The 26,783-nt window shown below is 62.5% G+C and carries 25 protein-coding genes, 2 tRNA genes and 1 riboswitch; of the genes, 13 read left to right on the top strand and 14 right to left on the bottom strand.

Features of this window, described 5'->3' with window-relative positions:
* Positions 1–24 precede the first annotated feature (24 nt).
* The 3 genes from GLP43_RS07645 to GLP43_RS07635 all read left to right on the top strand — a co-directional run bounded on the left by GLP43_RS07645 (position 25) and on the right by GLP43_RS07635 (position 2,858).
* Positions 25–711, top strand: a complete 687-nt coding sequence (locus tag GLP43_RS07645; RefSeq protein WP_237278844.1) for a glutathione S-transferase family protein — start codon at positions 25–27, stop codon at positions 709–711.
* Positions 711–2,084, top strand: a complete 1,374-nt coding sequence (locus GLP43_RS07640) for an L-serine ammonia-lyase (RefSeq protein ID WP_237278843.1) — start codon at positions 711–713, stop codon at positions 2,082–2,084. The genes GLP43_RS07645 and GLP43_RS07640 overlap by 1 nt, the downstream gene beginning before the upstream one ends.
* A gap of 93 nt (positions 2,085–2,177) precedes the next feature.
* Positions 2,178–2,858, top strand: a complete 681-nt coding sequence (locus tag GLP43_RS07635; RefSeq protein WP_237278842.1) for a nitroreductase — start codon at positions 2,178–2,180, stop codon at positions 2,856–2,858.
* A 48-nt stretch (positions 2,859–2,906) separates the two neighbouring features.
* Here GLP43_RS07635 and GLP43_RS07630 read toward each other — a convergent pair whose 3' ends face one another.
* Positions 2,907–3,494 carry a TetR/AcrR family transcriptional regulator gene (locus tag GLP43_RS07630; RefSeq protein WP_237278841.1) on the bottom strand — a complete coding sequence of 196 codons (588 nt, stop codon included), beginning with the start codon at positions 3,492–3,494 and terminating at the stop codon, positions 2,907–2,909.
* A gap of 79 nt (positions 3,495–3,573) precedes the next feature.
* On the opposite strand from GLP43_RS07630, the gene GLP43_RS07625 reads away from it, so the two are divergent.
* The 9 genes from GLP43_RS07625 (at position 3,574) to GLP43_RS07585 (ending at position 12,501) form a co-directional block, all read left to right on the top strand.
* Complete coding sequence (locus GLP43_RS07625) at positions 3,574–3,870, top strand: hypothetical protein (protein WP_005852539.1); 297 nt, start codon at positions 3,574–3,576, stop codon at positions 3,868–3,870.
* Between the two features lie 106 nt (positions 3,871–3,976).
* The gene (locus GLP43_RS07620; RefSeq protein WP_237278840.1) at positions 3,977–5,263 is read left to right on the top strand and encodes a homoserine dehydrogenase; all 1,287 of its coding nucleotides are present in this window, start codon (positions 3,977–3,979) and stop codon (positions 5,261–5,263) included.
* A 98-nt stretch (positions 5,264–5,361) separates the two neighbouring features.
* Positions 5,362–7,101, top strand: a complete 1,740-nt coding sequence (gene recJ, locus GLP43_RS07615; protein ID WP_237278839.1) for a single-stranded-DNA-specific exonuclease RecJ — start codon at positions 5,362–5,364, stop codon at positions 7,099–7,101.
* A gap of 75 nt (positions 7,102–7,176) precedes the next feature.
* A tRNA-Glu gene (locus GLP43_RS07610) sits at positions 7,177–7,251 on the top strand.
* Between the two features lie 256 nt (positions 7,252–7,507).
* A tRNA-Glu gene (locus GLP43_RS07605) sits at positions 7,508–7,582 on the top strand.
* Between the two features lie 124 nt (positions 7,583–7,706).
* A riboswitch (cobalamin riboswitch) is annotated at positions 7,707–7,905 on the top strand.
* Between the two features lie 144 nt (positions 7,906–8,049).
* Positions 8,050–9,066 carry an ABC transporter substrate-binding protein gene (locus GLP43_RS07600; protein ID WP_237278838.1) on the top strand — a complete coding sequence of 339 codons (1,017 nt, stop codon included), beginning with the start codon at positions 8,050–8,052 and terminating at the stop codon, positions 9,064–9,066.
* Between the two features lie 20 nt (positions 9,067–9,086).
* Positions 9,087–10,115, top strand: a complete 1,029-nt coding sequence (locus GLP43_RS07595; RefSeq protein ID WP_237279937.1) for a FecCD family ABC transporter permease — start codon at positions 9,087–9,089, stop codon at positions 10,113–10,115.
* Positions 10,112–10,879 carry an ABC transporter ATP-binding protein gene (locus GLP43_RS07590; RefSeq protein ID WP_237278837.1) on the top strand — a complete coding sequence of 256 codons (768 nt, stop codon included), beginning with the start codon at positions 10,112–10,114 and terminating at the stop codon, positions 10,877–10,879. The genes GLP43_RS07595 and GLP43_RS07590 overlap by 4 nt, the downstream gene beginning before the upstream one ends.
* A gap of 104 nt (positions 10,880–10,983) precedes the next feature.
* Positions 10,984–12,501 (top strand): catalase, encoded by a 1,518-nt coding sequence (locus tag GLP43_RS07585; protein WP_237278836.1) that lies wholly within the window; start codon positions 10,984–10,986, stop codon positions 12,499–12,501.
* 74 nt (positions 12,502–12,575) lie between these two features.
* On the opposite strand, the gene panC is transcribed toward GLP43_RS07585, so the two are convergent.
* The 6 genes from panC to GLP43_RS07555 all read right to left on the bottom strand — a co-directional run bounded on the left by panC (position 12,576) and on the right by GLP43_RS07555 (position 18,291).
* Positions 12,576–13,421: a pantoate--beta-alanine ligase gene (gene panC, locus GLP43_RS07580; RefSeq protein WP_237278835.1), complete on the bottom strand. Its 846-nt coding sequence runs from the start codon at positions 13,419–13,421 to the stop codon at positions 12,576–12,578.
* The gene (panB, locus tag GLP43_RS07575; protein WP_237278834.1) at positions 13,418–14,245 is read right to left on the bottom strand and encodes a 3-methyl-2-oxobutanoate hydroxymethyltransferase; all 828 of its coding nucleotides are present in this window, start codon (positions 14,243–14,245) and stop codon (positions 13,418–13,420) included. Before panB ends, panC begins: the two co-directional genes overlap by 4 nt.
* Before the next feature lie 156 nt (positions 14,246–14,401).
* A complete protein-coding gene (locus tag GLP43_RS07570; protein WP_237278833.1) occupies positions 14,402–15,343 on the bottom strand; it encodes a DMT family transporter in 942 nt (313 codons plus the stop codon).
* A 69-nt stretch (positions 15,344–15,412) separates the two neighbouring features.
* Positions 15,413–16,441: a choline ABC transporter ATP-binding protein gene (gene choV / locus GLP43_RS07565; protein WP_237278832.1), complete on the bottom strand. Its 1,029-nt coding sequence runs from the start codon at positions 16,439–16,441 to the stop codon at positions 15,413–15,415.
* Between the two features lie 8 nt (positions 16,442–16,449).
* The gene (choW, locus tag GLP43_RS07560; protein WP_237278831.1) at positions 16,450–17,283 is read right to left on the bottom strand and encodes a choline ABC transporter permease subunit; all 834 of its coding nucleotides are present in this window, start codon (positions 17,281–17,283) and stop codon (positions 16,450–16,452) included.
* A gap of 84 nt (positions 17,284–17,367) precedes the next feature.
* Positions 17,368–18,291 carry a choline ABC transporter substrate-binding protein gene (locus GLP43_RS07555; RefSeq protein ID WP_074635647.1) on the bottom strand — a complete coding sequence of 308 codons (924 nt, stop codon included), beginning with the start codon at positions 18,289–18,291 and terminating at the stop codon, positions 17,368–17,370.
* Between the two features lie 172 nt (positions 18,292–18,463).
* Here GLP43_RS07555 and GLP43_RS07550 point away from each other — a divergent pair, with 172 nt between their 5' ends.
* The gene (locus GLP43_RS07550; RefSeq protein WP_237278830.1) at positions 18,464–19,351 is read left to right on the top strand and encodes a 2-dehydro-3-deoxygalactonokinase; all 888 of its coding nucleotides are present in this window, start codon (positions 18,464–18,466) and stop codon (positions 19,349–19,351) included.
* Between the two features lie 37 nt (positions 19,352–19,388).
* Here GLP43_RS07550 and GLP43_RS07545 read toward each other — a convergent pair whose 3' ends face one another.
* From GLP43_RS07545 to GLP43_RS07515, 7 genes are all read right to left on the bottom strand, one after another.
* Positions 19,389–20,360 (bottom strand): ABC transporter ATP-binding protein, encoded by a 972-nt coding sequence (locus GLP43_RS07545; RefSeq protein WP_237278829.1) that lies wholly within the window; start codon positions 20,358–20,360, stop codon positions 19,389–19,391.
* Positions 20,357–21,334: an ABC transporter ATP-binding protein gene (locus GLP43_RS07540; protein WP_064216034.1), complete on the bottom strand. Its 978-nt coding sequence runs from the start codon at positions 21,332–21,334 to the stop codon at positions 20,357–20,359. Before GLP43_RS07540 ends, GLP43_RS07545 begins: the two co-directional genes overlap by 4 nt.
* A 3-nt stretch (positions 21,335–21,337) precedes the next feature.
* Positions 21,338–22,243, bottom strand: coding sequence for an ABC transporter permease subunit (locus tag GLP43_RS07535; RefSeq protein WP_237278828.1), 906 nt, complete (start codon positions 22,241–22,243; stop codon positions 21,338–21,340).
* Position 22,244: 1 nt separating this feature from the next.
* Complete coding sequence (locus GLP43_RS07530) at positions 22,245–23,252, bottom strand: ABC transporter permease subunit (protein ID WP_005852501.1); 1,008 nt, start codon at positions 23,250–23,252, stop codon at positions 22,245–22,247.
* On the bottom strand, positions 23,246–24,355 hold the full coding sequence (locus GLP43_RS07525) for a M24 family metallopeptidase (RefSeq protein ID WP_237278827.1): 1,110 nt from the start codon (positions 24,353–24,355) through the stop codon (positions 23,246–23,248). Before GLP43_RS07525 ends, GLP43_RS07530 begins: the two co-directional genes overlap by 7 nt.
* A 92-nt stretch (positions 24,356–24,447) precedes the next feature.
* Positions 24,448–26,037, bottom strand: a complete 1,590-nt coding sequence (locus GLP43_RS07520) for an ABC transporter substrate-binding protein (protein WP_237278826.1) — start codon at positions 26,035–26,037, stop codon at positions 24,448–24,450.
* Between the two features lie 70 nt (positions 26,038–26,107).
* Positions 26,108–26,698, bottom strand: a complete 591-nt coding sequence (locus GLP43_RS07515; RefSeq protein ID WP_443069477.1) for a helix-turn-helix domain-containing protein — start codon at positions 26,696–26,698, stop codon at positions 26,108–26,110.
* Between the last annotated feature and the right edge of the window lie 85 nt (positions 26,699–26,783).

Genomic DNA, 26,783 nt, shown 5'->3' with positions numbered 1-26,783 from the left:
GGCGCAATGGGATACCACCGGCCTATGACCGATTACACGCTGCACTACGCCCCCGATAATGCCTCTCTGATCATCCGCCTCGCGCTTGAAGCGCAGGGTGTGGCCTATGACACCTGTCTGGTCGATCGCGCGGCGCGGGGGCAGTCTGCCCCCGCCTATCTGGCGCTGAACCCGCACGGGCTGATCCCCGCGCTGCAGACGCCGGACGGGCCGATGTTCGAAACCGGCGCAATCCTGCTGTGGCTGGCGGACCGGCACGGGGGGCTGGCCCCCGCCGCGACGGATGCCACGCGGGCGGATTTCCTCAAGTGGTTGTTTTTCGTCTCAAATACGGTGCACCCTGCCCTGCGTATGCTGTTTTACCCTGATAAATACGTGGGCGTTGACGACGCTGCCCAAGACGCGCTGCACACGACCGTAACCCAAGCGTTGCAGACCCACCTGCGCAGGCTGGAGGACCGGGCCGCGGCTGATGCGCTGCCCCTCGCGCTTGCGCTTTACCTCGCCCCGCTGTTGCGCTGGTGTGCGCTGTATCCGCGCACCCGTGATCGCGGCTGGTTCGATCTGCGCGCCACCCCGCATCTGCACGCGCTTTGCACCCGGGTCGAAACGCTCCCCTGCACGGCGGCCGCGCAAACCGCCGAAGGGCTGGGGCCCACGCCCTTTACCGCGCCCCACCTTGCCACCCCACCCATAGGAAGTGCCACCTGATGTTTCTCTCTGTCTTCGATATGTTCAAAGTGGGCATCGGCCCGTCCTCGTCGCATACGATGGGGCCGATGGTGGCGGCGGCACGGTTTCTGGACCTGATGCGCGCCTCGCCGTTCAAATTTGCGGGCCTGCGCGCCTCCCTGCACGGCAGTCTGGCCTTTACCGGTGTGGGCCACGCCACGGACCGCGCCACGATCCTTGGCCTCGCGGGGTTCACGCCGCAAGACTACGACAATGACCGCGCCGAAGAGGTACTGGCCGAGATCAACCGAACGCAGACGATCACCCTGCCCGAGTTTGGCACGCTGAGCTTCGCGCCCAAGTCCGATATGATCTTTGACTATGACATCAAGCTGGACGGCCACGCCAACGGGATGATGCTGATGGCCACCGACGGCCAAGGCGACGTTAGCTTGCGCGAGACGTATTATTCCATCGGTGGCGGCTTCGTGATGACCGAAGCCGAACTGGCGGCGGGCAAGGACACAGACGAAGGCGCGCCGATACCCTTCCCGTTCAAATCCGCAACCGAGATGCTGCAGATGGCGACAGAGTCCGGCAAGAGCATCGCCCAGATGAAACGCGCCAACGAGGAAGCGCGCGGCGGGGCGGCGCAGCTACGCGACGGCACCAAACGGCTGTGGCAGGTGATGAACGACTGCATCAACCGCGGGCTGGAGACCGATGGCATCCTGCCCGGCGGGTTGAACGTCAAACGCCGCGCCAAGGCGATCCATGATGCGCTGGTTTCCGAACGCGGCCAGAACCAGCGCGCGCCCCACACGATCAACGACTGGATGAGCGTTTACGCCATGGCGGTGAACGAGGAAAATGCCGCCGGTGGGCAAGTCGTCACCGCCCCCACCAATGGTGCGGCGGGTGTGATGCCCGCGACCCTGCGCTATTATCTGGATCACGTCCCTGGCGCGTCGGAGGCGCATATAGAGGATTTCCTGCTCACCGCTGCGGCGATCGGCGGGCTGGTCAAATTCAACGCGTCGATCTCGGGGGCGGAAGCGGGCTGTCAGGCCGAAGTGGGCAGCGCCGCCGCCATGTCCGCCGCCGGGCTCTGTGCCGTCATGGGCGGCACGCCGCAGCAGATCGAGAACGCCGCCGAAATCGCGCTGGAACATCATCTGGGCATGACCTGCGACCCCGTGCGCGGTCTGGTGCAGGTGCCTTGCATCGAACGCAACGGGCTTGGCGCGATCAAGGCGGTGTCCGCCGCGTCGCTTGCGCTGCGCGGCGACGGCACGCATCTGGTGCCGCTGGACGCCTGCATCGAAACCATGCGTCAGACTGGCGCGGATATGTCTGAAAAGTATAAAGAAACCTCGCTTGGGGGTCTGGCGGTCAACGTGCCGAACTGCTGATCTGACGCAGCGGCACGCGGCCCCACCCGCGCTTGACCCCACCGTGGAACTGCAACAGTCTGACAGCCGTCAGGAAATTTGCGGGAGGGCAAGATGGAACTGAAACAGGCAATGCAGGAACGGCGCAGCATCCGGGGCTTCAAGAAAGACTTCGTGCCGCGCGCCTTGCTGGAAGAGGTCATCGCACTGGCCAATCGCGCGCCATCGTCGATGAACACCCAGCCGTGGCATCTGCATGTGCTGACCGGCGAACCGCTTGAAAAAGTCCGCGAAGGGAATTCGACCCGTATGTTGCAAGGCGTGCCGCCGGTGCGTGAAATCAGCGATCACGGGGCCTATGCCGGTGTCCACCGCGACCGGCAGGTCGGCATCGCGAAACAGCTCTTTGCCGCCATGGGGATCGAACGCGACGACAAGGAACGCCGCCAAGATTGGGTGATGCGCGGCTTCCGCCAGTTCGATGCGCCGGTGTCCATCGTCGTCTGCTTTGACAAGTCGCTGGATGACAATGGCACCATCGCGCATTTCGATCTGGGCGCGGTGACCTACGGCCTTGTCCTCGCCGCGTGGAGCAAAGGTCTGGGCTGCGTGATCAACGGTCAGGGCATCATGCAATCGCCTGTGGTGCGTGAACATGCGCAAATCCCCGATGATCAGGTGATCATGACCTGCGTCGCCATGGGCTGGCCGGACGAGGATTTTTCGGCCAATGCCGTCGTCTCTACCCGACGCCCCGTCGAAGAGGTCACGCGGTTCGTCGGCTTCGACGACTAACGCCCTGCGCTGCGAAGCGCCGCAAAAACAAGCGTCGCGTGCGGGGGCCTACCCCGCCGTGACCGACTTGCGCACCATATCCCAATATTGCGCGATCACCTCGTCCAGCGACAGCCGTCCGCCTGCGCGAAACCACGTGTTCACCCCCGTCAGCATCGCGATCACCGCTAAGGTCGCGATCTTGGTATCGGCGATGGCGAAATCCCCCGCCGCCGCCCCGTCGCGCAAAATCGTCTCTAGCTGGTCTTCGTATTGGCGGCGCAATGCTTCGACCTCGGCGAAGTTCTCGGGCGTGAGATTGCGCAGCTCCATATAAGAGATGAAAACCTCGTCCGGGCGGTCGGCGTGAAAGCGGATGTGAAAGTCGACGAATTGGCGCAGGCGATCCACTGCGCTTTGACCGGGGTCACTGTCGCAGGCCGCAAGCAGGTCGTTCATATGGTCCTGCAACAGGCTGAACAGCAGCGTCTGCTTGTCCGGCGTGTAATTATACAATGCGCCCGCCTGCACCCCGACTTCCGTCGCCAGTGCCCGCATGGATACGGCAGCAAAGCCGTGACGGGCGAAAAGCCGCAACGCTGCCGCGCGGATTTTGGGCCGAGTGATGTCAGAATGTGATCCGGTTGTACGCGCCATGGGTCAAAGGTTAATTGAACGCATGTTCAAAGGCAAACCCCTGCTTGCGCGATTTCCGTCGCTGGTGCATGACTGATCTATGACGCACCGTATCCTTCTTCCGCTCTGCCTTGCCGCGCTGACCCTGCCCGCAGCCTGCACGCAGTTTCCCGCGCTCGACAGCCGTGCCACGCCCGAGCTTCTCGCCTCGGACTATCCCGCGCTTGTGCCGGTCGATCCGCTGCTTGCCAAAGCCGAGGCCGGACAGGTGAACATCCCGCAAACCGAAAGCGGGCTGACATCGCGGGTCGAACGGTTGCAGGCGCGTGCGGCGCGCTTGCGCGGATCGGTTCTGTCGGGGTCGGAAAAGCAGCGTTTGTCCCAAGGTTTGCAATAAACCGCATGCAATGTCGCGTTGCGTGCGCGGTGGGAAAGGGCTACATCGCGGCTAAACCCCCGAAACGCCGCAGCCCGCTGCCGCGCACCACCAAAAGGATTGCACCATGTCACAACCGCTTCGTCTTGGGATTGCCGGATTGGGCACCGTTGGGGTTGGCGTGGTGCGGATCATCCGCAAGCAGGCTGCCTTGATCGAGGCCCGCACCGGTCGCCCCGTCACCATCACCGCCGTCTCTGCCCGCAGCCGCGACAAGGACCGCGGTGTTACATTGTCGGGCTACGCGTGGGAAGATGATCCCGTCGCACTGGCAAAACGTGATGATGTGGATGTCTTTGTCGAACTGATGGGCGGCGACGAAGGCCCCGCCAAAGACGCGACCGAAGCCGCGCTCGCCTCGGGCAAGGATGTGGTCACCGCCAACAAGGCGCTGCTGGCGATCCACGGTCAGGCGCTGGCCGAACAAGCCGAAGCCGCCGGCGCGCTGATCCGCTATGAAGCCGCCGTAGCCGGGGGCATCCCCGTGATCAAGGCGTTGACGGAAAGCCTTGCCGGTAACGAGATCACCCGCGTCATGGGCGTGATGAACGGCACCTGCAACTATATCCTGACCCGCATGGAAGAGACCGGCAACGGCTATAACTCCCTGTTCGAAGAGGCCGAGGCGCTTGGCTATCTTGAAGCGGACCCGAACCTTGATGTCGGCGGGATTGACGCGGCGCATAAGCTGGCGATCCTGTCCTCGATCGCGTTTGGCACACAAGTGGATTTCGACGGGATCGAGATCGAAGGCATCCAGCGCGTCAGCATCGACGACATTCAGGCTGCCGCGAATATGGGATACAAGATCAAGCTTCTGGGCGTCGCGCAAATGACCGGCCGCGGGCTGGAACAGCGCATGCAGCCCTGCCTTGTGCCCGACAGCTCTCCGCTGGGACAGCTCGCGGGGGGGACCAATATGATCGTGCTGGAAGGCGATGCGATCGGGCAGATCGTCCTGCGCGGCCCCGGTGCCGGTGAAGGCCCCACCGCCAGCGCTGTATTGTCGGACATCTGCGATATCGCGCGCGGCTGGCATGGCCCGGTCTTTGGTCAGAAGGCAGCCACGCTCGCCTCGGCCACTGCAGCCCTGTCGCAGCGCCCCGCCGCCTTCTATCTGCGAATGGGCCTGCTGGACAAGCCCGGTGCCCTGGCCAAAGTCGCCACCGTTCTGGGCGAGGCCGGCATCAGCATCGACCGCATGCGCCAGACCGAACACCGCAGCGATCAGGCCCCGGTCTTGATCGTCACCCATAAATGCAGCCGCACCGCGCTGGACGAGGCTCTGGCCGCGATGGCGAAAACCGGTGTGCTGGCAAGTGATCCCGTGGCGCTGCGGATCGAGGATCTGTAACCCCGAGGGGCGCGGCTGCCCCCTGCCCTTCCCATTGTGGGGAGGATGGGGCGGATGCCTTCGGCGAGGATTTTTGACCATTTGGAAGGGGGAGATGCATGAGCTTTCTATGTGTTAATGCGTCTTTGACGGGGCGTCGCTGGGTTGGCCCCGGTGTCGAGGTGGAACGCGCGACCGAAGTTCTCGTGCAGCAGACCAGCCTGCCGCTGGCCCTGTGTCAGGTGCTGGCGCGGCGCGGCGTGGCGGCGGAAGAGGCCGAGGCGTTTCTTGCGCCGTCGTTGCGTGATCTACTGCCTGACCCGCGTTCCCTACGCGACATGGAGAAAGCCGCGACCCGTTTTCTAGCTGCGGTCAAAGCGCGTCAGCGGATTGCCGTTTTTGCGGATTATGATGTCGATGGTGGCAGCTCTGCCGCGCTGCTGCTGGTCTGGCTGCGCGAGATGGGCTGCACCGCGACGCTTTATGTGCCGGACCGGATCGACGAAGGATATGGCCCCAACGACGCCGCGATGGCCGAGCTGGCCGCGGCTCATGATCTGATTGTCTGCGTTGACTGCGGGACCTTGTCGCATGGGCCGGTGGCCGCGGCGGTCGGGGCGGATGTCGTTATTCTGGACCACCACCTGGGCGGAGAGACCCTGCCCGACGCCTTGGCAGTGGTGAACCCCAACCGGCAGGATGAAGACGGTGCCTTGGCGCATCTTTGTGCCGCGGCAGTGGTGTTCTTGATGCTGGTCGAGGCAGGGCGCCAACTGCGCGAAGCGGGCGCACGCGGGCCTGACCTGATGGCGCTGCTGGATCTGGTGGGGCTCGCCACGGTGGCCGATGTCGCCCCGTTGATCGGCGTGAACCGCGCCTTTGTGCGTCAGGGGCTACGCGTCATGGCGCGGCGCGACAGATTGGGGCTTGCCGCCTTGGCCGATGTGGCGCGGATGGATACGGCCCCGGCGGCCTATCATCTTGGGTTTCTGCTTGGCCCGCGGATCAACGCGGGCGGGCGCATCGGGCAAGCGGATCTGGGGGCAAGGCTGCTGGCCTGCGATGATCCCCATGAGGCGCAGTCGCTTGCCGAAAAGCTGGACCTGCTGAACACCGAGCGCCGCGATGTCGAAACCGCCGTGCGCGCCGCCGCGCTGGATCAGGCAGAGGCCCGCGGCTTTGACGCGCCTTTGGTCTGGGCCTCGGGCGCGGGCTGGCACCCGGGCGTGGTGGGCATCGTCGCCTCGCGGCTTAAAGAGGCGTCGAACCGGCCGTCGATCGTGATCGGGTTCGAGGATGGCATCGGCAAAGGCTCCGGCCGATCGGTCTCGGGGATCGATCTGGGCGCGCCTATCCAGCGGCTGGCGGCGGAGGGGCTGCTGATCAAGGGCGGCGGGCATAAGATGGCCGCCGGTCTGACCGTTGCCGAAGACAAGCTGGAGGAAGCGATGGCGCGGCTGTCAGAGCTCTTGGCCAAGCAGGGCGCGCATCTGGCCGGCGCGGCAGACCTGAAGCTGGACGGCATGTTGATGCCCGCCGCCGCGACGGTGGAACTGGCGCAGCAGGTGGAGCAGGCAGGCCCCTTTGGGGCCGGTGCCCCTGCCCCGCGATATGCCTTTGCCGACATGCAGATCCGCTTTGCCAAGCGGGTGGGTGAAAGCCACCTCAAGATCAGTTTTGGCGACGGCAACAACACCAAAATGGACGCCATCGCCTTTGGCGCATTTGACGGCCCGCTTGGCCCGGCACTGGAAAACCACGGTGGTGCACGGTTCCATCTGGCCGGTCGTCTGGACATCAATACCTGGCGCGGCCGACAGTCCGTGCAGCTGCGTCTGGAAGATGCGGCACCTGCGTAAAAATTTTTCATTTTCTTTCGATTTCTGCTTGCGCGCCTGCGCCGCATTCCTTAGAGAAGCGCTCACAAGCTAAGTGGCCCGTTCGTCTATCGGTTAGGACGTCAGGTTTTCAACCTGAAAAGAGGGGTTCGACTCCCCTACGGGCTGCCACTTGTGCCTTTCCCTGACATCCCAACATACTACGCTGTGAATGTGGGCGAGATGCGTTTCGTTCGCTGTTCGGGGCCGGTTTGGACTGGCACGGCGCACGCCGTAGCAAGCGGACAGTCAAGCGCCCCGCATCAATGGCACTTAGGAATGTGGTATCAAACCCCGTGAATTTTTTGCCGTATTTCCCCCCTTTCTCACGCTGCTTCCACTTGCGCCCGCCGATGGCTTTGCCTAAAGAAGCGCTCACAAGTTAAGTGGCCCGTTCGTCTATCGGTTAGGACGTCAGGTTTTCAACCTGAAAAGAGGGGTTCGACTCCCCTACGGGCTGCCACTTGGTTTTCCATCCGTTTGTTGTTCATGCCTCTAGCGCGTTCTGCGGAACTGTAACCTGCGTCATTTGCCTTTGTCACACGATGGTGCCCCCAAAAACGCAACTTGACGGGTGGGCGGACAACTGTCATCGAAACCGGGTCGGTTTCCTTCGGGAAATAATAGGGAATTCGCCATCCGCGCTTTGGTCTGGATGAACCGGAACTGCCCCCGCAACTGTAGACGGTGAGCTACCTCCATCATGCCACTGGGCCTCAAGGTCCGGGAAGGCGGGGACAGCCGCGATCCGTCAGTCAGGAGACCTGCCGACACTGAACCTGAAACACCGGGCGGGGTTGCTCGGGAGAGGATGATGATGGGACCGGATCTTACCACACGCGCAGACCAAAATGCGCCCGCGCGCCGTTTGGCTAGCCCCTTGTCTTTCTATTCAAAGACCCCGGCATCGGACCAACCGGAGCCCTTGATATGAAACCATTTTTTTCCAGCCTGACTCTGATTGCGAGCCTTGCGGGCAGCACCGCGCTTGGCGCAGAGACAGACTATCCGCTGACCATCGATAACTGCGGCCACACGCTTAGCTTTGACGCGGCCCCCCAGACCACCGTGACCATCGGGCAATCCACGACAGAGATCCTGTATCTGCTGGGTCAGCAGGACCGGATCGCGGGAACCTCTGTCTGGTTCAGCCCTGTTTTGCCAGAGTTCAAAGACACCAACGATGCGATTGAACGGCTGGCGGATAACGATCCCAGCTTTGAAAGCGTGTTGGGTAAACGCCCCGATCTGGTCACCGTGATGTATGAATGGCACGTCGGCCCCGAAGGTATGGTCGGCACCCGCGACAGCTTTCACGAGGTGGGCGTGCCGACCTATGTGATGCCCACCGATTGCGCGGCCAAGGATAACTCTGTCGGCGCGGACGGCACACGATCTGAACTGTTCACGACCCAGCAGCTGTATACCAGCATCGAGGAACTTGCCCGGATCTACAACGCGCAAGATGCCGGTGCCGCCCTGCTGCAAGACCTGCAATCGCGCGAAGCAAAGGCCGTGGCCAAGGCCAAATCGCTGAACCTGCCTCAGGGTACATCAGCGTTGTTCTGGTTCTCGTCGTCCGAGATGGCGGCGGACCCTTATGTGGCAGGTCAACAGGGTGTGCCCGCCTATATGATGGACAAGCTTGGCGTTGAAAACGTCGTGACCTCGGCCGAGGAATGGCCGCTGGTCGGATGGGAGACTCTGGCGAAATCCGACCCGACGTTCATCGTGCTCGCCAAAATGGACCGTCGCCGCTTCCCTGCGGATGACATCGAGAAAAAGCGCGCCTTCCTGATGAACGACCCCGTCGCCCGCGAGATGACCGCGGTGAAAGAGGGCCGCATCATCACCATGGATGCCCATGCGATGGACCCGACCGTACGTGCGATCTATGCGCTGGAAACGATGGCTGACGCGCTGTCCGGTTTCGATCTGGCCGAATGACCGCAATCGACCGCTCTGTGATGCGCAGGCCGCAGTGGCACTGGTGGGTGATCATCCCGCCGGTGCTGCTGGCCGCACTGCTGTTTGGTGCGGCCATCGGCGAGGTCTCTATCCCGCCGCTGGTGGTGCTGAAGGTGCTGGCCAACAAGGCGCTGAACGCGGGCTATGCGGTCGACAAGATCGACGAGGGCATCGTGTGGAACTACCGCATGGCGCGGGCCGTGGTGGCAATGTGCTGTGGCGCCGGTCTGGCGCTGTCGGGCGTCGTGCTGCAAGCACTGCTGCGCAATGCGCTGGCGGATCCCTATCTGCTGGGGATCTCTGCGGGGGCGTCCACGGGTGCTGTGGCGGTGACCATCCTCGGGCTGGGGGGTGGTGCAATCTCGCTGTCTATCGGTGCGTTCAGCGGGGCGCTGGTGGCCTTTGCCTTTGTCGCCTTGCTGGCGCAGGCGGCGGGCGGCGGTGTGGGCCTACGGGCCGCGGGGGTGATCGTGCTGGCCGGTATTGCGGGCAGCCAGATGTTCAACGCCCTGACCGCGCTGATGATCACGAAATCGGCCAATGCCGAACAGGCCCGTGCCATCATGTTCTGGCTTTTGGGGAATATGTCGGGCGTGCGCTGGCCCGATGTCCTGAGCGCCCTGCCCGCGGCGATGATCGGGCTGCTGGCCTGTCTGTGGCACGCCCGCGCGCTGGATGCCTTTACCTTCGGCAGCGACAGCGCCGCGTCCTTGGGCATTCCGGTGCGCCGCGTGCAGCTGCTGCTGATCGGCACGGCGGCGCTGGTCACGGCGGTGATGGTCTCGGTGGTCGGTGCGATCGGCTTTGTCGGGCTGGTGATCCCCCATGCCATGCGGATCGTCGTGGGTCACCGACATGCGATCCTTGTGCCTGCATCTGCACTGGCGGGGGCGGTGTTTCTGGTCTTCGCCGATGTGATTTCACGGGTGATTGTACCGGGCCAAGTGCTGCCCATCGGAGTCGTGACCGCTTTGGTCGGCGCGCCGGTCTTTGCGCTTATCCTGATCGGCAAAAGGACATCGCCATGATCCTGTCGTGTCACGAACTGGGCTGGCGAGTGCGCAACCGCGCCATCGTCGATGACGTGTCCCTGTCCTTGCGGCCGGGCGAAAAGCTGGGGCTGATCGGGCCGAACGGGTCCGGCAAATCCACGCTGCTGCATATGCTTGCCGGTATTCAGAAACCCTCGCGCGGGCGGGTCGAACTGGACGGCGCGCCGCTTGCAAAGATGCGCCAGCGCGACATTGCGCAACGGCTGGCCCTGGTTGAACAACACGCCGACACGGCTGACCGCATCACCGTGCGCCATGCCGTTGAACTGGGCCGCACACCGTGGCTGTCGGCCCTGCGCGGGTGGAGCGCAGGAGACGACGCCATCGTCACGCAGGCGCTGGCGGATGTGGATCTGTCGGGTTTTGGCGACCGCCACTGGCACACGCTGTCGGGCGGTGAACAACAGCGCGTCCATATCGCCCGTGCACTGGCCCAAAGGCCGCAAGTGCTGCTGCTAGACGAGCCGACGAACCATCTGGATATCCGCCACCAGCTGTCGATCCTTGAGCTGATCCAGCGCTTGCCGACAACGGCGATCATCGCCCTGCACGACCTGAACCAAGCCACGCTCTGCGACCGGATCTGCGTCTTGCAAGATGGCAAGCTGCGCGCCATCGGCACCCCCTCCGAGATCATGACAGAAACCCTCCTGCGCGAGGTCTTTGGCGTCTGCGGGCATTTCCTTGTCGATCCGGCGGATAACGCGCAGGTGATCCGCTTTCACACGGCGACCCATTAAGCCGCGCAACAGGCCACACCTCTATCCAACTCCTTACGCATTTTGTCGGGAACCATCCGTCACGCTACAGGTTTTGCCAGTGGATCCTGAAGGAGTAGCTACAGATGACCGACAAGAAGCAAACCCCTCCCACAACCACAGACGCCGGCATTCGCGTTCAAAGCGATGAACATTCGCTGACCGTTGGCCCCGATGGCCCGATCGTGCTAAATGACGCCTATCTGCTGGAACAGATGGCGAATTTTAACCGCGAACGTATTCCAGAGCGCCAGCCACACGCCAAAGGCTCGGGCGCCTTTGGCACCTTCGAGACGACGCAAGACGTGTCGAAGTACACGATGGCGAATATCTTCCAGCCCGGCGCGCAATGCGATGTGGTGATGCGGTTTTCGACCGTGGCAGGCGAACGCGGCAGCCCGGACACATGGCGCGACCCGCGCGGCTTTTCGATCAAGATGTACACGGACGAAGGTATCTTTGACATGGTGGGGAACAACACCCCGATCTTCTTCATCCGCGATCCGATCAAGTTCCAGCAGTTCATCCGCAGCCAGAAACGCCGTGCGGATAACAACATGCGCGACCACGACATGCAGTGGGATTTCTGGACGCTCTCGCCCGAAAGCGCACATCAGGTGACCTATCTCATGGGCGACCGTGGCATTCCGAAAAACTGGCGCGAGATGAACGGGTATTCCAGCCACACCTATTCGCTGGTCAATGCCGAGGGTGAAAAGTTCTGGGTCAAGTTCCACTTCCACACCGATCAGGGCGACGGCAATGCCTACCTTAGCCAAGACGAAGCCGACAAGCTGGCGGGGACCAACGGCGATTACCACCGCGCCGATCTGTTCAACAACATCCGCGACGGGAACCACCCCAGCTGGACGCTCAAGTGGCAGATCATGCCTTACGAGGATGCCAAGACCTATCGCATCAACCCGTTTGATCTGACCAAGGTCTGGCCGCACGAGGACTACCCGCTGATCGAAGTCGGCAAGCTGACCCTGAACCGCAACCCCACCGATTTCCATACAGAGATCGAACAGGCCGCGTTCGAGCCGAACAATATGGTGCCGGGCGTGGGTCTGTCGCCGGACAAGATGCTGATGGCACGGGGCTTTTCCTACGCCGACGCACACCGCGCGCGGCTTGGCGTGAACTACAAGCAGATTCCGGTCAACAAGCCCGTCTCGCCCACCCATAGCTATTCGAAAGATGGTGCGGGCCGGACAGAGAAAGTGTCTGACCCGGTGTACGCGCCTAACTCTTACGGTGGGCCATCCGCGCAGCCGCACCAGCACGAGGCTGGCCTATGGTATTCCGACGGCGACATGGTGCGCCAGGCCTATACGCTGCGCCCCGATGATGACGACTGGAGCCAGGCTGGCAAGCTCGTCCGCGAGGTGATGGATGCTGACGGTCGCGAGCGTCTGGTGTCGAATGTCGTGGGGCACCTCTGCGACGGTGTCAGCGAAAAGGTGCTCGTCCGTGCCTTTGAATACTGGCGCAATATCGACAAGGAGACTGGCGACAAGATCGAGGCCGGTGTGCGCGAGAAGCTGGGCGGGGAATCCAAAGCCCCCGGTATGGCCTCTGCCCTCAGCATCGGCGGCAAGTAACGCCGACCCATTCTGAGCCAAACGATCAGCGGGGCCTTCGCGGGCCCCGCTTTTCTTTGCTAACCGATGAAGATTTAACCGACGGCGATATTGTCGATCAGCCGCACACCGGCCAGCCACGCGGCGGCCAACAGACGTGCGGGGCGGTCGGGCGTGGTCATCACCTCCAACCGGTCAGCAGAGCGCAGGTCAAGGTATTCCACCTGCGTAAAGCCCGCACGTTCCACCCGCTTCACCGCAGCGGCGCGCAGCTCTTCCAGATCGCCTCCGGCCAGCAGCCCTTCCGCCATCTCCTCCATCGCGCGATGAAGTTCGGGGGCCCAGGTGCGGGCGCGATCCGAAAGCAGCAGATTGCGCGAGGACATGGCCAGCCCGTCCTCCTCGCGGATGGTGGGGCAGCCGATCACCTCTATCGGCAGGTCCAGATCCCGCGCCAGACGGGTCACCACCTGTAGCTGCTGATAATCCTTTTCGCCAAAGAACGCCTTGTCGGCCTGGGTCTGGGTAAAGAGTTTGGTCACGATGGTGGCCACGCCGTCAAAATGCCCTGCCCGATGCGCCCCGCACAGCCCTTGGGTGACACCTTCGACCGATACCGTCGTCGCGAAGCCGTTGGGGTACATCTGTTCTCCATCGGGCACATAGACGACATCCGCCTTCAGCGCGATCAGCTTGCGCGCATCCTCTTCCTCGGTGCGGGGGTAGTTCTTGTAGTCCTCAGGGTTGTTGAATTGCTTGGGGTTGATAAAGATCGTCACGATCACACGGTCGCACGCCGCTTTGGCGGCCCGCACGAGGCTCAGGTGGCCCTGATGCAGCGCGCCCATCGTCGGCACCACGGCGACGCTTTCGCCCGCGGCTTTCCATCCGGCGACCTTGTTGCGCAGTTCAACCAGCGTGCGGATAATTTCGGGTGTCATGTTTTGGAAACCTCGTCAGAAAATACATGCTCGGGTCCGGGGAAGGATCGCGCCGTGACCTCATCGGCATAGGCCTGCACCGCAGCCTTTGCGTCATCGCCCAGATGGGCATAGCGTTTTACGAATTTCGCCTTGAAGGCGGTGAACAGCCCCAGCATGTCATCGACCACCAGAATTTGCCCGTCGCATTGTGCTGACGCACCGATGCCGATGGTGGGAATGGCGACCGTTTCAGTGATCTGGTCCGCCAAAGCCTGCGGCACTTTCTCAAGCACCACGGCAAAGGCCCCTGCCCGCGTCACCGCCTGCGCGTCGGCCATCAGCTGCGTGGCTGCCGCACCGCGCCCCTGCACCTTGTACCCGCCAAGCGTGTGGATCGACTGCGGCGTCAGGCCGATATGCGCCATCACCGGAATGCCGCGTTTGGTCAGGAAGGCGATGGTGTCTTCCATCACCTCCCCCCCTTCAAGCTTGACCGCACCGGCGCCGGTTTCGCGCATCAAGCGTGCCGCGTTCTCAAAGGCTTGGGCCGGGCTTTGCTCGTAGCTGCCGAAGGGCATATCGATCACCAGCATCGACTGGGTCAGCCCGCGCCGAACCGCTTGACCATGCAGGATCATCATCTCCATCGTGACGTCCAGCGTCGAGGGCAGCCCGTGCAGCACCATCCCCACTGAATCGCCCACAAGCACGAAATCGCAGATGCCATCCATCACTTGCGCCATCGGCGTGGTATAGGCGGTCAGGCTCACCAGCGGAGCCCCCCCTTTGCGGGCCAGAATATCCGTCGGCATGGGGGCGGTCTTACGGGCTGTGGCGCTCATCTGTGGCGGTCCTTTTTGGTAAGGTCGTCATTGCAATCTATCGGGCCATGGCGGGGCATGGGGCGGCTTGGCGACGCTTCTAGACTAAAACGCCGTGATATAGGTAGCAAAAGCGCAAGAATTTTACCCATGTCGCAGCGTCAGGCCGATCTGATACTACTTGGGCGGGATCGGGGCCACTGGCTGCGCGCCCCGCCCCGTCGGTACGGTCAGCACCAACAGGCAAAGCACAACCAGCCCCACGCCGGCCCAGCCAAGGGGGGGCAAGCGTTCGCCCACCACGACAACGGCCAGCAGTGCTGCGACCACCGGCTCGATCAGCGTCAGGGTCGTGGCCGTACTCGCCCGCACCCGCGACAGCCCGTAGCCGAAACAGATATAGCCCAGAAACATCGGCACAAACGCCATATAAAGCCCGACCGCCGCATTGCCCCACGAAGCCAGCAGCGGGCCGCCGGTCGCCAGCAGCACCGGCATCAACATCAGCCCGCCCAGTCCAAAGGTCGCCCCCATGGCTACCGACGACCGCAGGCCGCGCAGCATCATCGCGCGCGCCGTCCAGCTATAAAGCGCATAGGTAAACCCGCCGAGCAGACCCAGCACGACCCCCAGCGGCACATTGACGCCCCCCGCGGCCCCATGCCCGCCCTCGGCCAGACAGATCAGCACCATGCCCGCCACGCCCGCCAGCGCGCCAAGGCTCCACCGGAGGGTCAGCAAGGAACGCTCCATCACATACTCGATCAGCGCGGCAAACAGGGGCGCGGTGCCGATGGTGACGACGGTCCCGATGGTCACCCCCGCCAACCGCATGGAGCCATAGAACGCCAGCGGATAGATCATCACCGCCAAGGCCCCCAGCAGCAGCAACCCACGCTGCTGCCAAAGCTGCGCACGCGCATGGGCGATGCCCCGCAGCGCCAGCAGCGCCTGCCCGATGCCGCCGATCCCCATCGCCGCGGCACCGATCGCCGCAGCACTCACGTCAGGGGCAAAGGTCGCGGCGGTGCCGGTGGTGCCCCAGACGATGCCCGCAAAAAGCACACCCGCCACGCCAAGCGCATTGCTTTCGCGGCCCGAGCTTTCCTGATCCGTCATCCTGTCATCCCCTGCGCTGCGCGGTCCTGTGGCGCAGTGATGACCCGCCAAGTGCCTGAGGTCAAAGCATCATTCGGACTGCAAGCGCGATACGATACTGCCTGCGGTCACGGTGCCGATCGTCTCTCCGTCCTCGACCACGGGGATCGCCTGCGCATCACCGCCGATCTTGCCAATCAGCTCGGCCACCGGCGTCTCGGCGGCGACGGCCCCGTCCGATGTCGCGGCGGGCGGGCCCATCACATCGCGGGCAGTCAGCACGCCAAGCGGGTTCATATTGGCCACGAATTCCGCCACATAGTCCGACGCGGGGTTCGAAAAAATCTCGCGCGGGGTGCCGCATTGCACGATGCGCCCGCCCTCCATAATCGCGATACGCCCGCCCAGCTTGAAGGCTTCGTCCAGATCGTGACTCACGAAGATGATCGTGCGTTTCAACTCGCGTTGCAGATCAAGCAGCTCGTCCTGCAGCCGGGTGCGGATCAGCGGATCAAGGGCCGAGAAAGGCTCGTCCATCAGCAGAATCGGGGCTTCGGTGGCAAAGGCGCGGGCCAGCCCCACACGTTGCTGCATCCCGCCCGACAGCTCGCTGACCTTGCGGCCGGCCCAATCGGCCAGACCGACGAGCCTAAGCTGCGCCTCTGCCCGTTCAAGCCGTTCGCGTTTGGGGACATCGGCCAGTTCCAGCCCAAGGGCCACGTTGTCGCGCACCGTGCGCCACGGCAGCAATCCGAACTGCTGGAACACCATCGACACACATTCGCGGCGCACGCGGCGCAGATCCGCGGCAGAGCTGGCGGTGACGTCACAGCTCCAGTCGCCATCATGCACCCGCACCGATCCACGCACCAACGGGTTCAACCCGTTGACCGCGCGCAGCAAGGTGGATTTGCCCGAGCCGGACAAGCCCATCAGCACAAGGATCTCGCCCTGTTTGACGTCAAGCGTGCAGTTATGCACCCCGAGGATCTGCCCTGTCTCGGCCTCGATTTCGGCACGGTCTTGTCCAGCATCCATCAAGGGCAGCGCCTTGGCCGGTTTCGGGCCAAAGACGATGGACACATTGTCGAATTCGACGGCGTTTGCGGGGTTGGTCATTTGATCGCTCATTTTCGTGTCACCCGTAGCATCCGGTCCAGCATGATGGCGACCACGACGATGATCAGCCCCGATTCAAAGCCAAGCCCCGTGTTCACCTGATTAAGCGCGCGCACCACCGGCACGCCAAGGCCATCAGCCCCCACGAGCGCTGCGATCACCACCATCGACAGCGACAGCATGATCGTCTGGTTCAGACCGGTCATGATCTGCGGCAGCGCATAGGGCAGTTCGATCTTCCACAGCGTCTGGCTGGGCTTCGCGCCAAAGGCCTGCGCGGCCTCAAGCAGCGCCTTCGGGGTGGAGGCGATACCAAGCTGCGTCAGCCGGATCGGCGCGGGCAGGACAAAGATCACCGTCGCGATCAGCCCCGGCACCATGCCGATGCCGAAAAAGACAATCGCGGGAATAAGATAGACGAAGGTGGGCAGCGTCTGCATCAGATCCAGCACTGGTGCCATATAGCGGTACATGCGCGGGCGGTGCGCCGCGGCGATGCCGATGGGAACGCCGACGCCCATGCAAACCACACAGGCCGACAGCACCAGCGTCAGGCTTTCGGTGGTTTCTTCCCAGTAATCCTGATTGAGGATGAACAGGAACCCCAGCACGATCAGCAGCGGGGTTTTCCAGTTGCGCTGGATCGCCCAGGTGAACACGCCAAAGACAGCGATGATGATCAGCGGGTGCGGCGTTTGCAGCACCCAGAGGATCGCGTCAATCAACCACTCCATCGCGACGGCCAGCCCGTCGAACAGCCAACCGGCGTTGACCAGCAGCCAATCAAAAACTGCCTCTGCGGCGTCATCAATCGGGATCTTGTTATCGGTGAGCCAGTTCATGGGAACCTCCGGAGGCTGGTATCATGCGATGATAGCAAAAAGGGCCCGCCCGATGGCAGGCCCTTTTCACATCCTAAGGGTGGATTACTCGACGATGGCCTTGGCGGCCGCCATCGCGTCGCCACCGTCCACGGTGGTCACGCCGTCCAGCCATGTGTCGAGCACATCAGGGTTCGCCTTGATCCAGGCTGTCGCCGCATCGCGGGGCTCTTCGCCGTCATCCAGAATGGCCCCCATGATCTCGTTCTCCATAGCGAGGGTGAATTCCAGATTGGTCAGCAGCTTGCCCACGTTGGGGCATTCCTCGACAAAACCGGCGCGGGTGTTTGTGTGCACGGTCGCACCGCCCAGATCGGGGCCAAAGAAATCGTCCCCGCCTTCCAGATAGGTAAGATCAAAGTTCGCGTTCATCGGGTGCGGTTCCCAACCAAGGAAGACGATAGGCTCGCCCTTGGCGGACAGGCGTTTGACCTGTGCCAGCATCCCCTGCTCCGAGGATTCCTTGACCTCGAACTCGGCCAGATCAAAGGCGTTGTCGTCGATCATCGACTGGATCAGGCGGTTGCCGTCATTGCCCGGCTCGATGCCATAGATCTGACCGTCCAGCGCGTCTGCATTGGCGGCGATGTCGGCAAAATTCTTGATCCCCATGTCAGCGGCGGCTTTATTCACGGCCAGCGTGTATTTCGCACCAGTCAGGTTCGCGCGCACTGTGTCAACGCTGCCATCCTCGCGGTAGGGGGCGATGTCCGCCTCCATCGTGGGCATCCAGTTGCCAAGAAACACATCCACGTCGCCCGCGGCCATAGACGTGTAGGTCACTGGAACGGAAAGGATTTTAACGTCTGTTTCATAGCCCAAGGCGTCCAGCACGACGGTGGTCGCGGCAGTGGTCGCGGTGATGTCGGTCCAACCTACGTCGGAAAAGGTGATCTCGTCACAGCTTGCGGCAGCAAGGCTGCTGGCAAGGGACAGGGTAAGCGCGGTGGTTGCTGCAAGAACTTTCATGGCAGAGGAACTCCCGTTATGTTTATTGTTGATCGCGCAATAGAGCGCGATTGCGCCCTTTGATGCAACCCGATTTCTACACGACCGCGCGGCAAGCTGCGGCACAGGCAAGGAGACACCCCATGATCGGCACACGCCATTTCCCCAGCACTATCTTATCAGGCCCCCGCGCGTGAGCGGCGCAAGCCCCGCGTGGATCGGGGTCGATGTCGCGGATGGGCATATGCATCTGTGGGTGCATGATCCTCGCGGCGATGTGCTGGCGCAGGCCGACGGGCCAGTCGCTGCCTTGCCCGCGGAAGACGGCTTTGTCGCGGCACTTACGGATTTACTGTCGCCCTATCTGTCGGACCAACAGCGTTTGCCGGTGATCGTCGCGGGGCTGCCTGCCCTGCCCGCCAGCAGCCTGCGCCCCGTTCCGGCAGAGCCCTTGGGCGGGGTGCTCGCACTAGAGGCTGATGACCCCCGGCTAGAGCTGCGCGCGGTGCCCGGCTTGAAACAGGCCAGCCCCCCGCAGATCATGCAAGGGGCCGAGACGGCGATTGCGGGCTACCTTCAGGCAGCGCCCGAGTTTGACGGGGTGATCTGTTGCCTTGATGCGCAGTCCACATGGGTCCACATCAGCGCCCGCGAGGTCGTCAGTTTTCAAAGTTTTCTCACCCCCATGATGGCCGCGCAGTTGTCCGCGACAGCCCCGCTATCAAAGGCGGTTGCCGGTGGTGCGTTGGATGGGAATACTTTCGACGCCGCCGTGAATGATGTCATGGCCCGCCCGCAAATCTTTGCCACCGCGCTGGCCGAGATTTCGGCACAAGCCACAATCAACGGGCCCACGACGGACGCAGGCTGGTCACGGCTGATGGGCTTGCTGATCGGCCTAGAGCTGGCCGGTGCCCGCGCCTATTGGCTGGGCCGCGAGGTGGTCATCTTATCCGACAGCCCCCTCGCCCCGCTTTATACACGCGGGCTTGCCGCCCAGGGTCTGACGGCCAGCCACGTCTCGCGGCGGGACCATATACGCGCCGGGCTACGGCTTTGCGCCGACGCAAGCGCGAGTTGATCTGACGCGCGCGAGATAAGAGGGGAAGCCCCCGGCCCTAGGCCGGGGTGCCGCCATTTTCAGGAAAGAAGCACGCCGCGGCATGATGCCCCTGCGGCAGTTCGGGCCGCATGGCGCGGCATTTGTCGCGCACTTTCCAGCACCGTGGCGCAAAGGGGCAGCCATCGGGGATCGCCAGTGGCGATGGCAGTTCGCCTTGCAGCTTGATCCGCTCTTTCGCGCCGCGTGGGTCCGCTTGGGGCGTCGCCGACAGCAGCGCCTTGGCATAGGGGTGGAACGGCGCGGTGAACACATCATCGCGGCTGCCACGTTCAACCGCGCGCCCCAGATACATCACGATCACCTCATCCGCCACGTGACGCACAACGCTCAGGTCATGGGAGATGAACAGATAGGCCAGTTGCAGACGTTCCTGCAAATCGACCAACAGGTTCAGCACCGAGCTTTGGATCGACAGGTCCAGCGCGGACACAGGCTCGTCCAGCACCAGCACTTTGGGGTCCAGCATCAACGCCCGCGCAATCGCGATCCGCTGGCGTTGCCCGCCGGAAAACATGTGCGGATAGCGGTCAAAATGCTCAGGCCGCAACCCCACCAACCCCAGCATCTCGCGCGCTTTGGCGGTACGCTCCTTGCTGCTCATGTCGGGGCGGTTGATCTTGAGAGGTTCCTCGAGGATCGCGCCGATCCGCTGGCGCGGGTTGAGCGAGCCATAGGGATCTTGGAACACGATCTGCACCGATTTGCGCAGCGATGCCCAGTCTTCGCGCACCACGGGTTTGCCATCCAGTGTCAGCGATCCGGCGGTCGGGTCCTCGATCATCGTGACCATCCGCGCGAGCGTCGATTTCCCGCAGCCGCTTTCGCCTACAACGGCCAGCGTCTTGCCGGGATACAGCGCGAAATCGAGCCCGCCGACGGCCTTGAGCGTGCGCGGCTTGCGAAACAGCCCGCCGCCGACTTCATAGTGACGCTCTAGCGCCGTTGCAGTCATCACAGGTGCGGTCATGATGCGACCCTTTCGTCTGTGTTCAAGGGGTAGAAACAACGCGCATAGCCCAGATCAGGGCCCAAGGCGGGCGGCGCTTCGGACTTGCATTTGGCGTTGGCGAATTTGCAGCGTGGCGAAAACAGGCATCCTGCGGGGCGGTCGAATTGCCCCGGCACCACGCCCGGAATGGTCGGCAGCCGCTTTTCCGTCGCCCGTTCTGGCAGCGCGTCGAGCAGCGCCGAGGTATAGGGGTGGTGCGGCGCGTCAAACAGCGGGATCACCGGCTGCTCTTCGATCTTCTGGCCGGCATATTGCACGCTGACCCGTTCGGCGGTTTCCGCAACGACGCCCATGTCGTGCGTGATCAACACCAGCCCCATGCCCGTTTCCTCGCGCAGGGACGCGAGCAGATCAAGGATCTGCGCCTGGATGGTCACATCCAGCGCCGTGGTGGGTTCATCAGCAATCAGCAGCTTGGGCTTGCAGGCAATCGCCATGGCGATCATCACGCGCTGGTTCATACCCCCCGACATCTGGTGCGGAAATGCCGACAGCCGCTTTTCGGGGTCGGGGATGCCGACCTGTTCAAACAGCTCAATCGCCCGTTTCTGACGCTCGCGGCGGCCCATGCCAAGATGCACCCGCAGGGCCTCGCGGATTTGCCAGCCCACGGTGAAACAGGGGTTGAGCGATGACATCGGTTCCTGAAAGATCATCGCCAGATCATTGCCAACGATCTTGCGGCGCGCCTTGGCGTCCATCGTCAGCAGGTTGTGCCCGTCAAAGGTCAGCTCGTCCGCGGTGACGGTGGCGGTCCAGGGCAGCAGCCCCATTAGCGCCAGCATCGATACGGATTTACCCGACCCGCTTTCCCCCACAATCGCGAGGATCTCGCTTTCGTTCACGTCTTGATCGACGCCGTCCACCGCCCGGAACTTGCCCGAGGCCGTGGCGAAATCAACGCTTAGGTTTCTGATACGCAAAAGTGTCATGGCTCAGCTCCGTTTCAGTTTCGGATCAAGCGCGTCGCGCAGGCCGTCACCCATGAGGTTGATCGCCAGCACGGTCACAAGGATCGCCACGCCGGGGAATGTCACGACCCACCAGGCGCGCAGGATGAACTCGCGTGCCTCGGCCAGCATGGTGCCCCATTCAGGTGTGGGCGGCTGCGCCCCCATCCCCAGAAAGCCCAAGGCCGCCGCATCAAGGATCGCGGTCGAGAATGACAGCGCGGCCTGCACGATGATCGGCGCAAGGCAGTTGGGCAGCACGGTGACAAACATCAGCCGGAAGATCCCTGCCCCCGCCACGCGGGCCGAGGTCACGTAGTCTTTTTGACGTTCTGACATGACGCTGGCGCGGGTCAGGCGCACATAGTGAGGCTGCAACACAATCGCGATGGCGATCATCGCGTTGGTCAGCGACGGCCCGAGGATCGCCACCAGCACCAACGCCAGCAGCAAGGACGGGAACGCCAGCACAATATCCATGACACGCATGATGATGCTATCGACCCATTTGGGCGCAAAGCCCGCGATCAGCCCGATGATGATCCCGCCGGTCGCCGCGATAGAGACAACGACGACACCCACAAAGAAGGAATAACGCGCGCCCACAATCAGACGTGACAGCATATCGCGCCCCAGCGGATCGGTGCCCAGGATATGGGTCCAGGTGCCGCCCTCTTGCCACGCGGGGGGCTGTAGGGTGGCGGCGCGGAATTGCTCTGTCGCGTCATGGGGGGCGACCCAGGGGCCGAACAGGGCCAGAAAGGCAAAGACCGCAAAGATCCACAGCCCGATGACAGCGCCGCGGTTTTCGCGGAAGTAGAACCAGAATTCGCGCAAGCGGCCCGGACGTTCCTGGACCATTGCGGCTTCGGCAGAGAGTGCGTCGTCCATGTTATCGCTTTCTGATTTTGGGGTTGATGACGCCGTAAAGCATGTCGACGGTCAGGTTCACGACCATCACCATCACAGCAATCAGCAGCAGCCCGCCCTGAACCACGGGGTAATCGCGGCGGAAAATACTATCGACCATCCACTTGCCGATGCCCGGCCAGCTAAAGATGGTTTCGGTCAGGATCGCACCGGCCAGCAATGTGCCGACCGACAGACCAATCACGGTGATCACGGGGATCAGGGCGTTGCGCAGGGCGTGGATGCCGTTGATCCGCCCCGGAGACATCCCCTTGGCGCGGGCGGTGCGGATGTAATCCTCGCCCAGAACCTCCAACATGGCCGACCGCGTCTGGCGTGCGATCACGGCCAGCGGGATTGTCCCCAGCACGATCGTTGGCAGAACCAGATGGCGCACCGCTGACAGGAACGCCCCCTTCTGACCCGACGCCAGACTGTCAATCAGCATAAAACCGGTGGGGTTGGGGAAGTAATACAGCAGATCAATCCGCCCCGACACAGGTGTCCATTGCAGGTTGCCCGAAAAGACAATGATCAGCAGCAGCGCCCACCAGAAGATCGGCATCGAATAGCCCACCAGCGCCGTGGACATCAGCGCCCGGTCAAAGAACTTGCCCCGGTTCACCGCCGCAATCACCCCCGCCGGAAGGCCAAGGGCGATGGCAAAGATCATCGCGCAGACCGCCAGCTCAAGCGTGGCTGGGAAAAGGGTGAAAAACTCGTCGAACACCGGGCGCTTGGTGACAAAGCTATTGCCCAAATCGCCCTGAAGCACGCCGGTCAGATAGTCCCAGAATTGCACATAGATCGGCTGGTCATAGCCGAATTGTTTGGCCAGTTGGGCATAGCGTTCATCAGAGATGCCGCGCTCGCCCGCCATCACTTGGATGGGGTCGCCCGGCAGCGCGCGGATGAACCCGAAGGAGATCAGCGTCACCCCGATGAAAGTCGGGATGAACGTCAGCAGTCGTCCCAGAACATAGTTCAGCATTTTATCACCATCAGCTCTTTGGGGAAGTTGGTCAGCGTTTCATAGCCGTCGTCGGTAATCAGCACGTCATCCTCGATGCGCACGCCGAAATTTCCGATCTCGTAAAGGCCGGGCTCATTGGTGTAAACCGTCCCGGCGGGTAAAGTCATGTGGTTGCCACGCATGATATAAGGGGCCTCGTGGACCTCGCGGCCCAGACCGTGGCCGGTCTTGGTGCGGATGCGATCCCCGTAGGGCGAGGCTTCCAGAACAGAGATCACGGCATCGTCGATGTCATGCGCGGTCACCCCCGCGCGGGTCACGGCAAGCCCTGCCATATTGGCGCGCAGCACAGTGTCATAGACATCGCGCCCCTCGTCGGTGACGTGATCCAGAAAAACGGTGCGGGTGATGTCGGCGGCAAAGCCGTTCTTGCGCGCACCAAAGTCCAGCAGCAGCGCATCGCCCGCCTTGACCGCGTAATCCTCGCGGGCGTGGGCATGGGGCCGGGCCGAGCCATCTGCGGCGGCCACGATGGGACCAAAGGACAGGTCATCCGCCCCTTCCGCGAAAAGCGCCTGCACCAGCGTCTGTTCGATCTGCTTCTCGCTCTGGCCCAGCTTGACGCTGTCCAGCGTGCGCTGGAGGGCGCGTTCGGAAATGCCGATCGCCTCGCGCAGGGCGGCGATATCCTCGGGGGTCTTGATCATCCGAAGGGCCGAAATTTCACGCTCTGCATCGGTGATGGTCAGATCGGGCTGTGCCTGTTTGAACGCATGGTGCACGAACACGCGCATCACCTGCCCTTCGACCGCCAGCGACGAGATCCCCAAATGCTGCGTCAGCGCGGCAAAAGCATCGGCATAGCCGGTTTGGTCGCGCCAATCGAATACCGCGCCGTCAAAACCGACCGTGTCCCAGCTACCCAGTTCGAGGTTCGGCAACAGCACCGCCGCGGGTTTATCCGCAGGGATCACCAGAACAAAGGGACGCTCGTGGCTCATGAAGCTTTGGCCGACAGCGCGCGAGAAATTGGGTCCGGGCACCAGCGCCACGGCATCCACGCCCAGATCGGCGGCGACAGCGGCATAGTCGGCAAGACGTTGAGAGAGGTTCTTTGACACGGGGGCTTGCGCCTTTCGTTAACGTGGCCGGGGCCTAGAATAGAGGAAGGGACGGCGCGATATGCACCGTCCCCATTGCGTTGTCATCGCTGTTATTGCGACAGACCAACCTGGTTGAAGATGTGGCCACCCAGCGGGTGCACAACATAGTTTTCAACTTCGGGGCGCATTGGCATGTAAACAACCGAATGCGCGATGGTGGCCCAAGGGGCTTGGTCCTTGAAGATTTCCTGCGCTTTTTCATACAGCGGCGCACGTTCTTCTTGTGTTGGCAGAACCTTGGCTTCCTGAACCAGCGCGTCGAATTCCTCGTTGCACCATTGTGCGCGGTTGGATTTCTCTACGCCGTCGCAGCCCAGCAGAACCGCGAGGAAGTTGTCGGGGTCACCGTTGTCACCTGTCCAACCCAGCAGAACGGCACCATCGCGGTCTTTCGCTTTGGAACGCTCAAGGTATTCACCCCATTCGTAGGACACGATCTCTACGTCGACACCGACCTTCGAGAAGTCTTCCTGCATCAGCTCGGCCATACGGCGGGCATTGGGGTTATAGGGACGCTGTACCGGCATCGCCCAGATTTTCAGCGTCAGGTCGGATACGCCTTCGGCTTCCAGCGCGGCTTTCGCGGCTTCGGGATCGTATTTGTCGTCCTCGATCGCGTCGTTATAGGACCACATTGTCGGCGGCAGCGGGTTCTTGGCGATTTCGCCGGAGCCCTGGAACACCACGTCGATGATCGCTTGCTTGTCGATCGCCATGTTCAACGCTTTACGCACATTGGCGTTGTCGAACGGAGGCATCTGCGTGTTGTACGCCAGATAGCCCACGTTCAGGCCCTCTTGCTCCATCACGACGACATCTTCGGCGTCTTTCATCGCCTGCACGTCCGCAGGGTTCGGATAGGCCATGACGTGGCATTCGCCCGCTTGTACCTTCTGGTAGCGCACGGAGGCGTCCGGTGTGATCGCAAAGATCAACGCTTCGACTTTCGCCGGGTCACCCCAGTATTCGTCGTTGCGCACGTAACGGATCACGGCGTCTTTCTGGTAGGCTTGGAAGGTGAACGGGCCGGTACCGATTGGTGCCTGGTTCAGCATTTCCGGCGTGCCGGCTTCTAGCATCGCGTCGGCATATTCCTTGGACACGATCGAGGCAAAGTCCATCGCCATGTTGGCAATGATCGGCGCTTCGGCGCGGGTCAGGTTGAACTGAACGGTGTAATCGTCAACCTTTTCAATGCTTTCGATCAGGTCAGGCATCGACATCGCACCGTAGTATTCCCAGGTGCCACCCGATACTTGGTTGTAGGGGTTGTCGGCGTTGCCTTGACGGTCAAAGCTAAAGATCACGTCATCGGCGTTAAAGTCGCGTGTGGGCGTGAACTGGGCGTTGCTGTGAAACTTGACGCCTTTGCGCAGCTTGAACGTCACGGTCTTGCCGTCTTCGGACACGTCCCAGCTTTCGGCCAGCGCGGGAACGGTTTCGGTGGTGCCGACCTTGAATTCCGCCAGGCGGTTGTAGATCGGGTGGCTGGACGCATCAAAGGTCGTGCCTGCGGTGTACAGGGCCGGGTCAAAGCCTTCTGGCGACCCTTCCGAGCAATAGACCAGCGACTGCGCCTGCGCCGCAACGCCAAGCGTGCTGAGCAGCAGGCCCGTGGCCATGATTTTCTTGAAAGACATTCGATTTACTCTCCTAGTTGGTAAAGTGTTATCTCCCCACGGCCTCTCTGGGCCGATGAGGGCGATAGGGTTAACGCCTGAGGGGTAACATTTCGCGCGAGCTCTCTGCTGGCGCGGCCTCACTCTGTCCGATTTCCCCGGACTTATCGTATTTCATGCGACCGACCCATAAGATGCGGGCCTGCCGGTCTGTCCTGTTGGCCCAGCAATGGGGCGTGGTACCCAGATAATGCAGGCTGTCGCCCGCCGTCATCAGATACTCCCGTTCGCCAACCATCTGCGAGATCTCACCCTCAAGGATATAGATGATCTCTTCGCCAACATGGGTCACCGTTTCGGATTCGTAGCCGGGCGGGACATTCATCACATAAGATGTCATCTCGTGACCCGCGCGTTCGGCACCGATCTGTTCATATTCAATCGACGATCCTGCCACCGCAAAACGGGGCCGTGCGACACCGCGGGTCAGGCTGTCGACCGTGCGCGGGGTCCGCACGAAGAAATCCGTATCTACCTCAAGTGCTGCGGCGATCTGGCTAAGCGTGCCAAGCGTCGGTGTCGCGTTGCCGCGTTCCACCTGGCTCAGATAGCCCACCGACACGCCAGACGCAGCCGACAGCTGCTGCAATGTCATCGCCATCCGATGACGCTGCATCCGCATGCGGTCGCCCAATCCATCCGGTGGCGAAAGCGCCGCCGCCTGTATCGCAGTTGTTGACAAATAATCCCCCGAAGCACGCTTTGGC

Origin of the sequence: Sulfitobacter sp. M39 (genome assembly GCF_021735935.1) — a bacterium.
Classification (GTDB): domain Bacteria; phylum Pseudomonadota; class Alphaproteobacteria; order Rhodobacterales; family Rhodobacteraceae; genus Sulfitobacter.
This window is presented reverse-complemented; position numbering and strand designations above follow the sequence as displayed.

Excerpts from the sequence above, each read along its gene's own strand:
- recJ (WP_237278839.1), top strand. The coding sequence starts at position 5,362 with ATGAGCTTTCTATGTGTTAATGCGTCTTTGACGGGGCGTCGCTGGGTT.
- GLP43_RS07555 (WP_074635647.1), bottom strand. The coding sequence starts at position 18,291 with ATGAAAGTTCTTGCAGCAACCACCGCGCTTACCCTGTCCCTTGCCAGC.
- GLP43_RS07645 (WP_237278844.1), top strand. The coding sequence starts at position 25 with ATGACCGATTACACGCTGCACTACGCCCCCGATAATGCCTCTCTGATC.
- GLP43_RS07515 (WP_443069477.1), bottom strand. The coding sequence starts at position 26,698 with ATGCGGATGCAGCGTCATCGGATGGCGATGACATTGCAGCAGCTGTCG.
- GLP43_RS07620 (WP_237278840.1), top strand. The coding sequence starts at position 3,977 with ATGTCACAACCGCTTCGTCTTGGGATTGCCGGATTGGGCACCGTTGGG.
- panB (WP_237278834.1), bottom strand. The coding sequence starts at position 14,245 with ATGAGCGCCACAGCCCGTAAGACCGCCCCCATGCCGACGGATATTCTG.
- GLP43_RS07540 (WP_064216034.1), bottom strand. The coding sequence starts at position 21,334 with ATGACACTTTTGCGTATCAGAAACCTAAGCGTTGATTTCGCCACGGCC.
- GLP43_RS07545 (WP_237278829.1), bottom strand. The coding sequence starts at position 20,360 with ATGACCGCACCTGTGATGACTGCAACGGCGCTAGAGCGTCACTATGAA.
- GLP43_RS07600 (WP_237278838.1), top strand. The coding sequence starts at position 8,050 with ATGAAACCATTTTTTTCCAGCCTGACTCTGATTGCGAGCCTTGCGGGC.
- GLP43_RS07530 (WP_005852501.1), bottom strand. The coding sequence starts at position 23,252 with ATGCTGAACTATGTTCTGGGACGACTGCTGACGTTCATCCCGACTTTC.
- GLP43_RS07590 (WP_237278837.1), top strand. The coding sequence starts at position 10,112 with ATGATCCTGTCGTGTCACGAACTGGGCTGGCGAGTGCGCAACCGCGCC.
- GLP43_RS07585 (WP_237278836.1), top strand. The coding sequence starts at position 10,984 with ATGACCGACAAGAAGCAAACCCCTCCCACAACCACAGACGCCGGCATT.
- GLP43_RS07640 (WP_237278843.1), top strand. The coding sequence starts at position 711 with ATGTTTCTCTCTGTCTTCGATATGTTCAAAGTGGGCATCGGCCCGTCC.
- GLP43_RS07625 (WP_005852539.1), top strand. The coding sequence starts at position 3,574 with ATGACGCACCGTATCCTTCTTCCGCTCTGCCTTGCCGCGCTGACCCTG.
- GLP43_RS07635 (WP_237278842.1), top strand. The coding sequence starts at position 2,178 with ATGGAACTGAAACAGGCAATGCAGGAACGGCGCAGCATCCGGGGCTTC.
- GLP43_RS07520 (WP_237278826.1), bottom strand. The coding sequence starts at position 26,037 with ATGTCTTTCAAGAAAATCATGGCCACGGGCCTGCTGCTCAGCACGCTT.
- GLP43_RS07630 (WP_237278841.1), bottom strand. The coding sequence starts at position 3,494 with ATGGCGCGTACAACCGGATCACATTCTGACATCACTCGGCCCAAAATC.
- choV (WP_237278832.1), bottom strand. The coding sequence starts at position 16,441 with ATGACCAACCCCGCAAACGCCGTCGAATTCGACAATGTGTCCATCGTC.
- GLP43_RS07535 (WP_237278828.1), bottom strand. The coding sequence starts at position 22,243 with ATGGACGACGCACTCTCTGCCGAAGCCGCAATGGTCCAGGAACGTCCG.
- panC (WP_237278835.1), bottom strand. The coding sequence starts at position 13,421 with ATGACACCCGAAATTATCCGCACGCTGGTTGAACTGCGCAACAAGGTC.
- choW (WP_237278831.1), bottom strand. The coding sequence starts at position 17,283 with ATGAACTGGCTCACCGATAACAAGATCCCGATTGATGACGCCGCAGAG.
- GLP43_RS07595 (WP_237279937.1), top strand. The coding sequence starts at position 9,087 with ATGCGCAGGCCGCAGTGGCACTGGTGGGTGATCATCCCGCCGGTGCTG.
- GLP43_RS07570 (WP_237278833.1), bottom strand. The coding sequence starts at position 15,343 with ATGACGGATCAGGAAAGCTCGGGCCGCGAAAGCAATGCGCTTGGCGTG.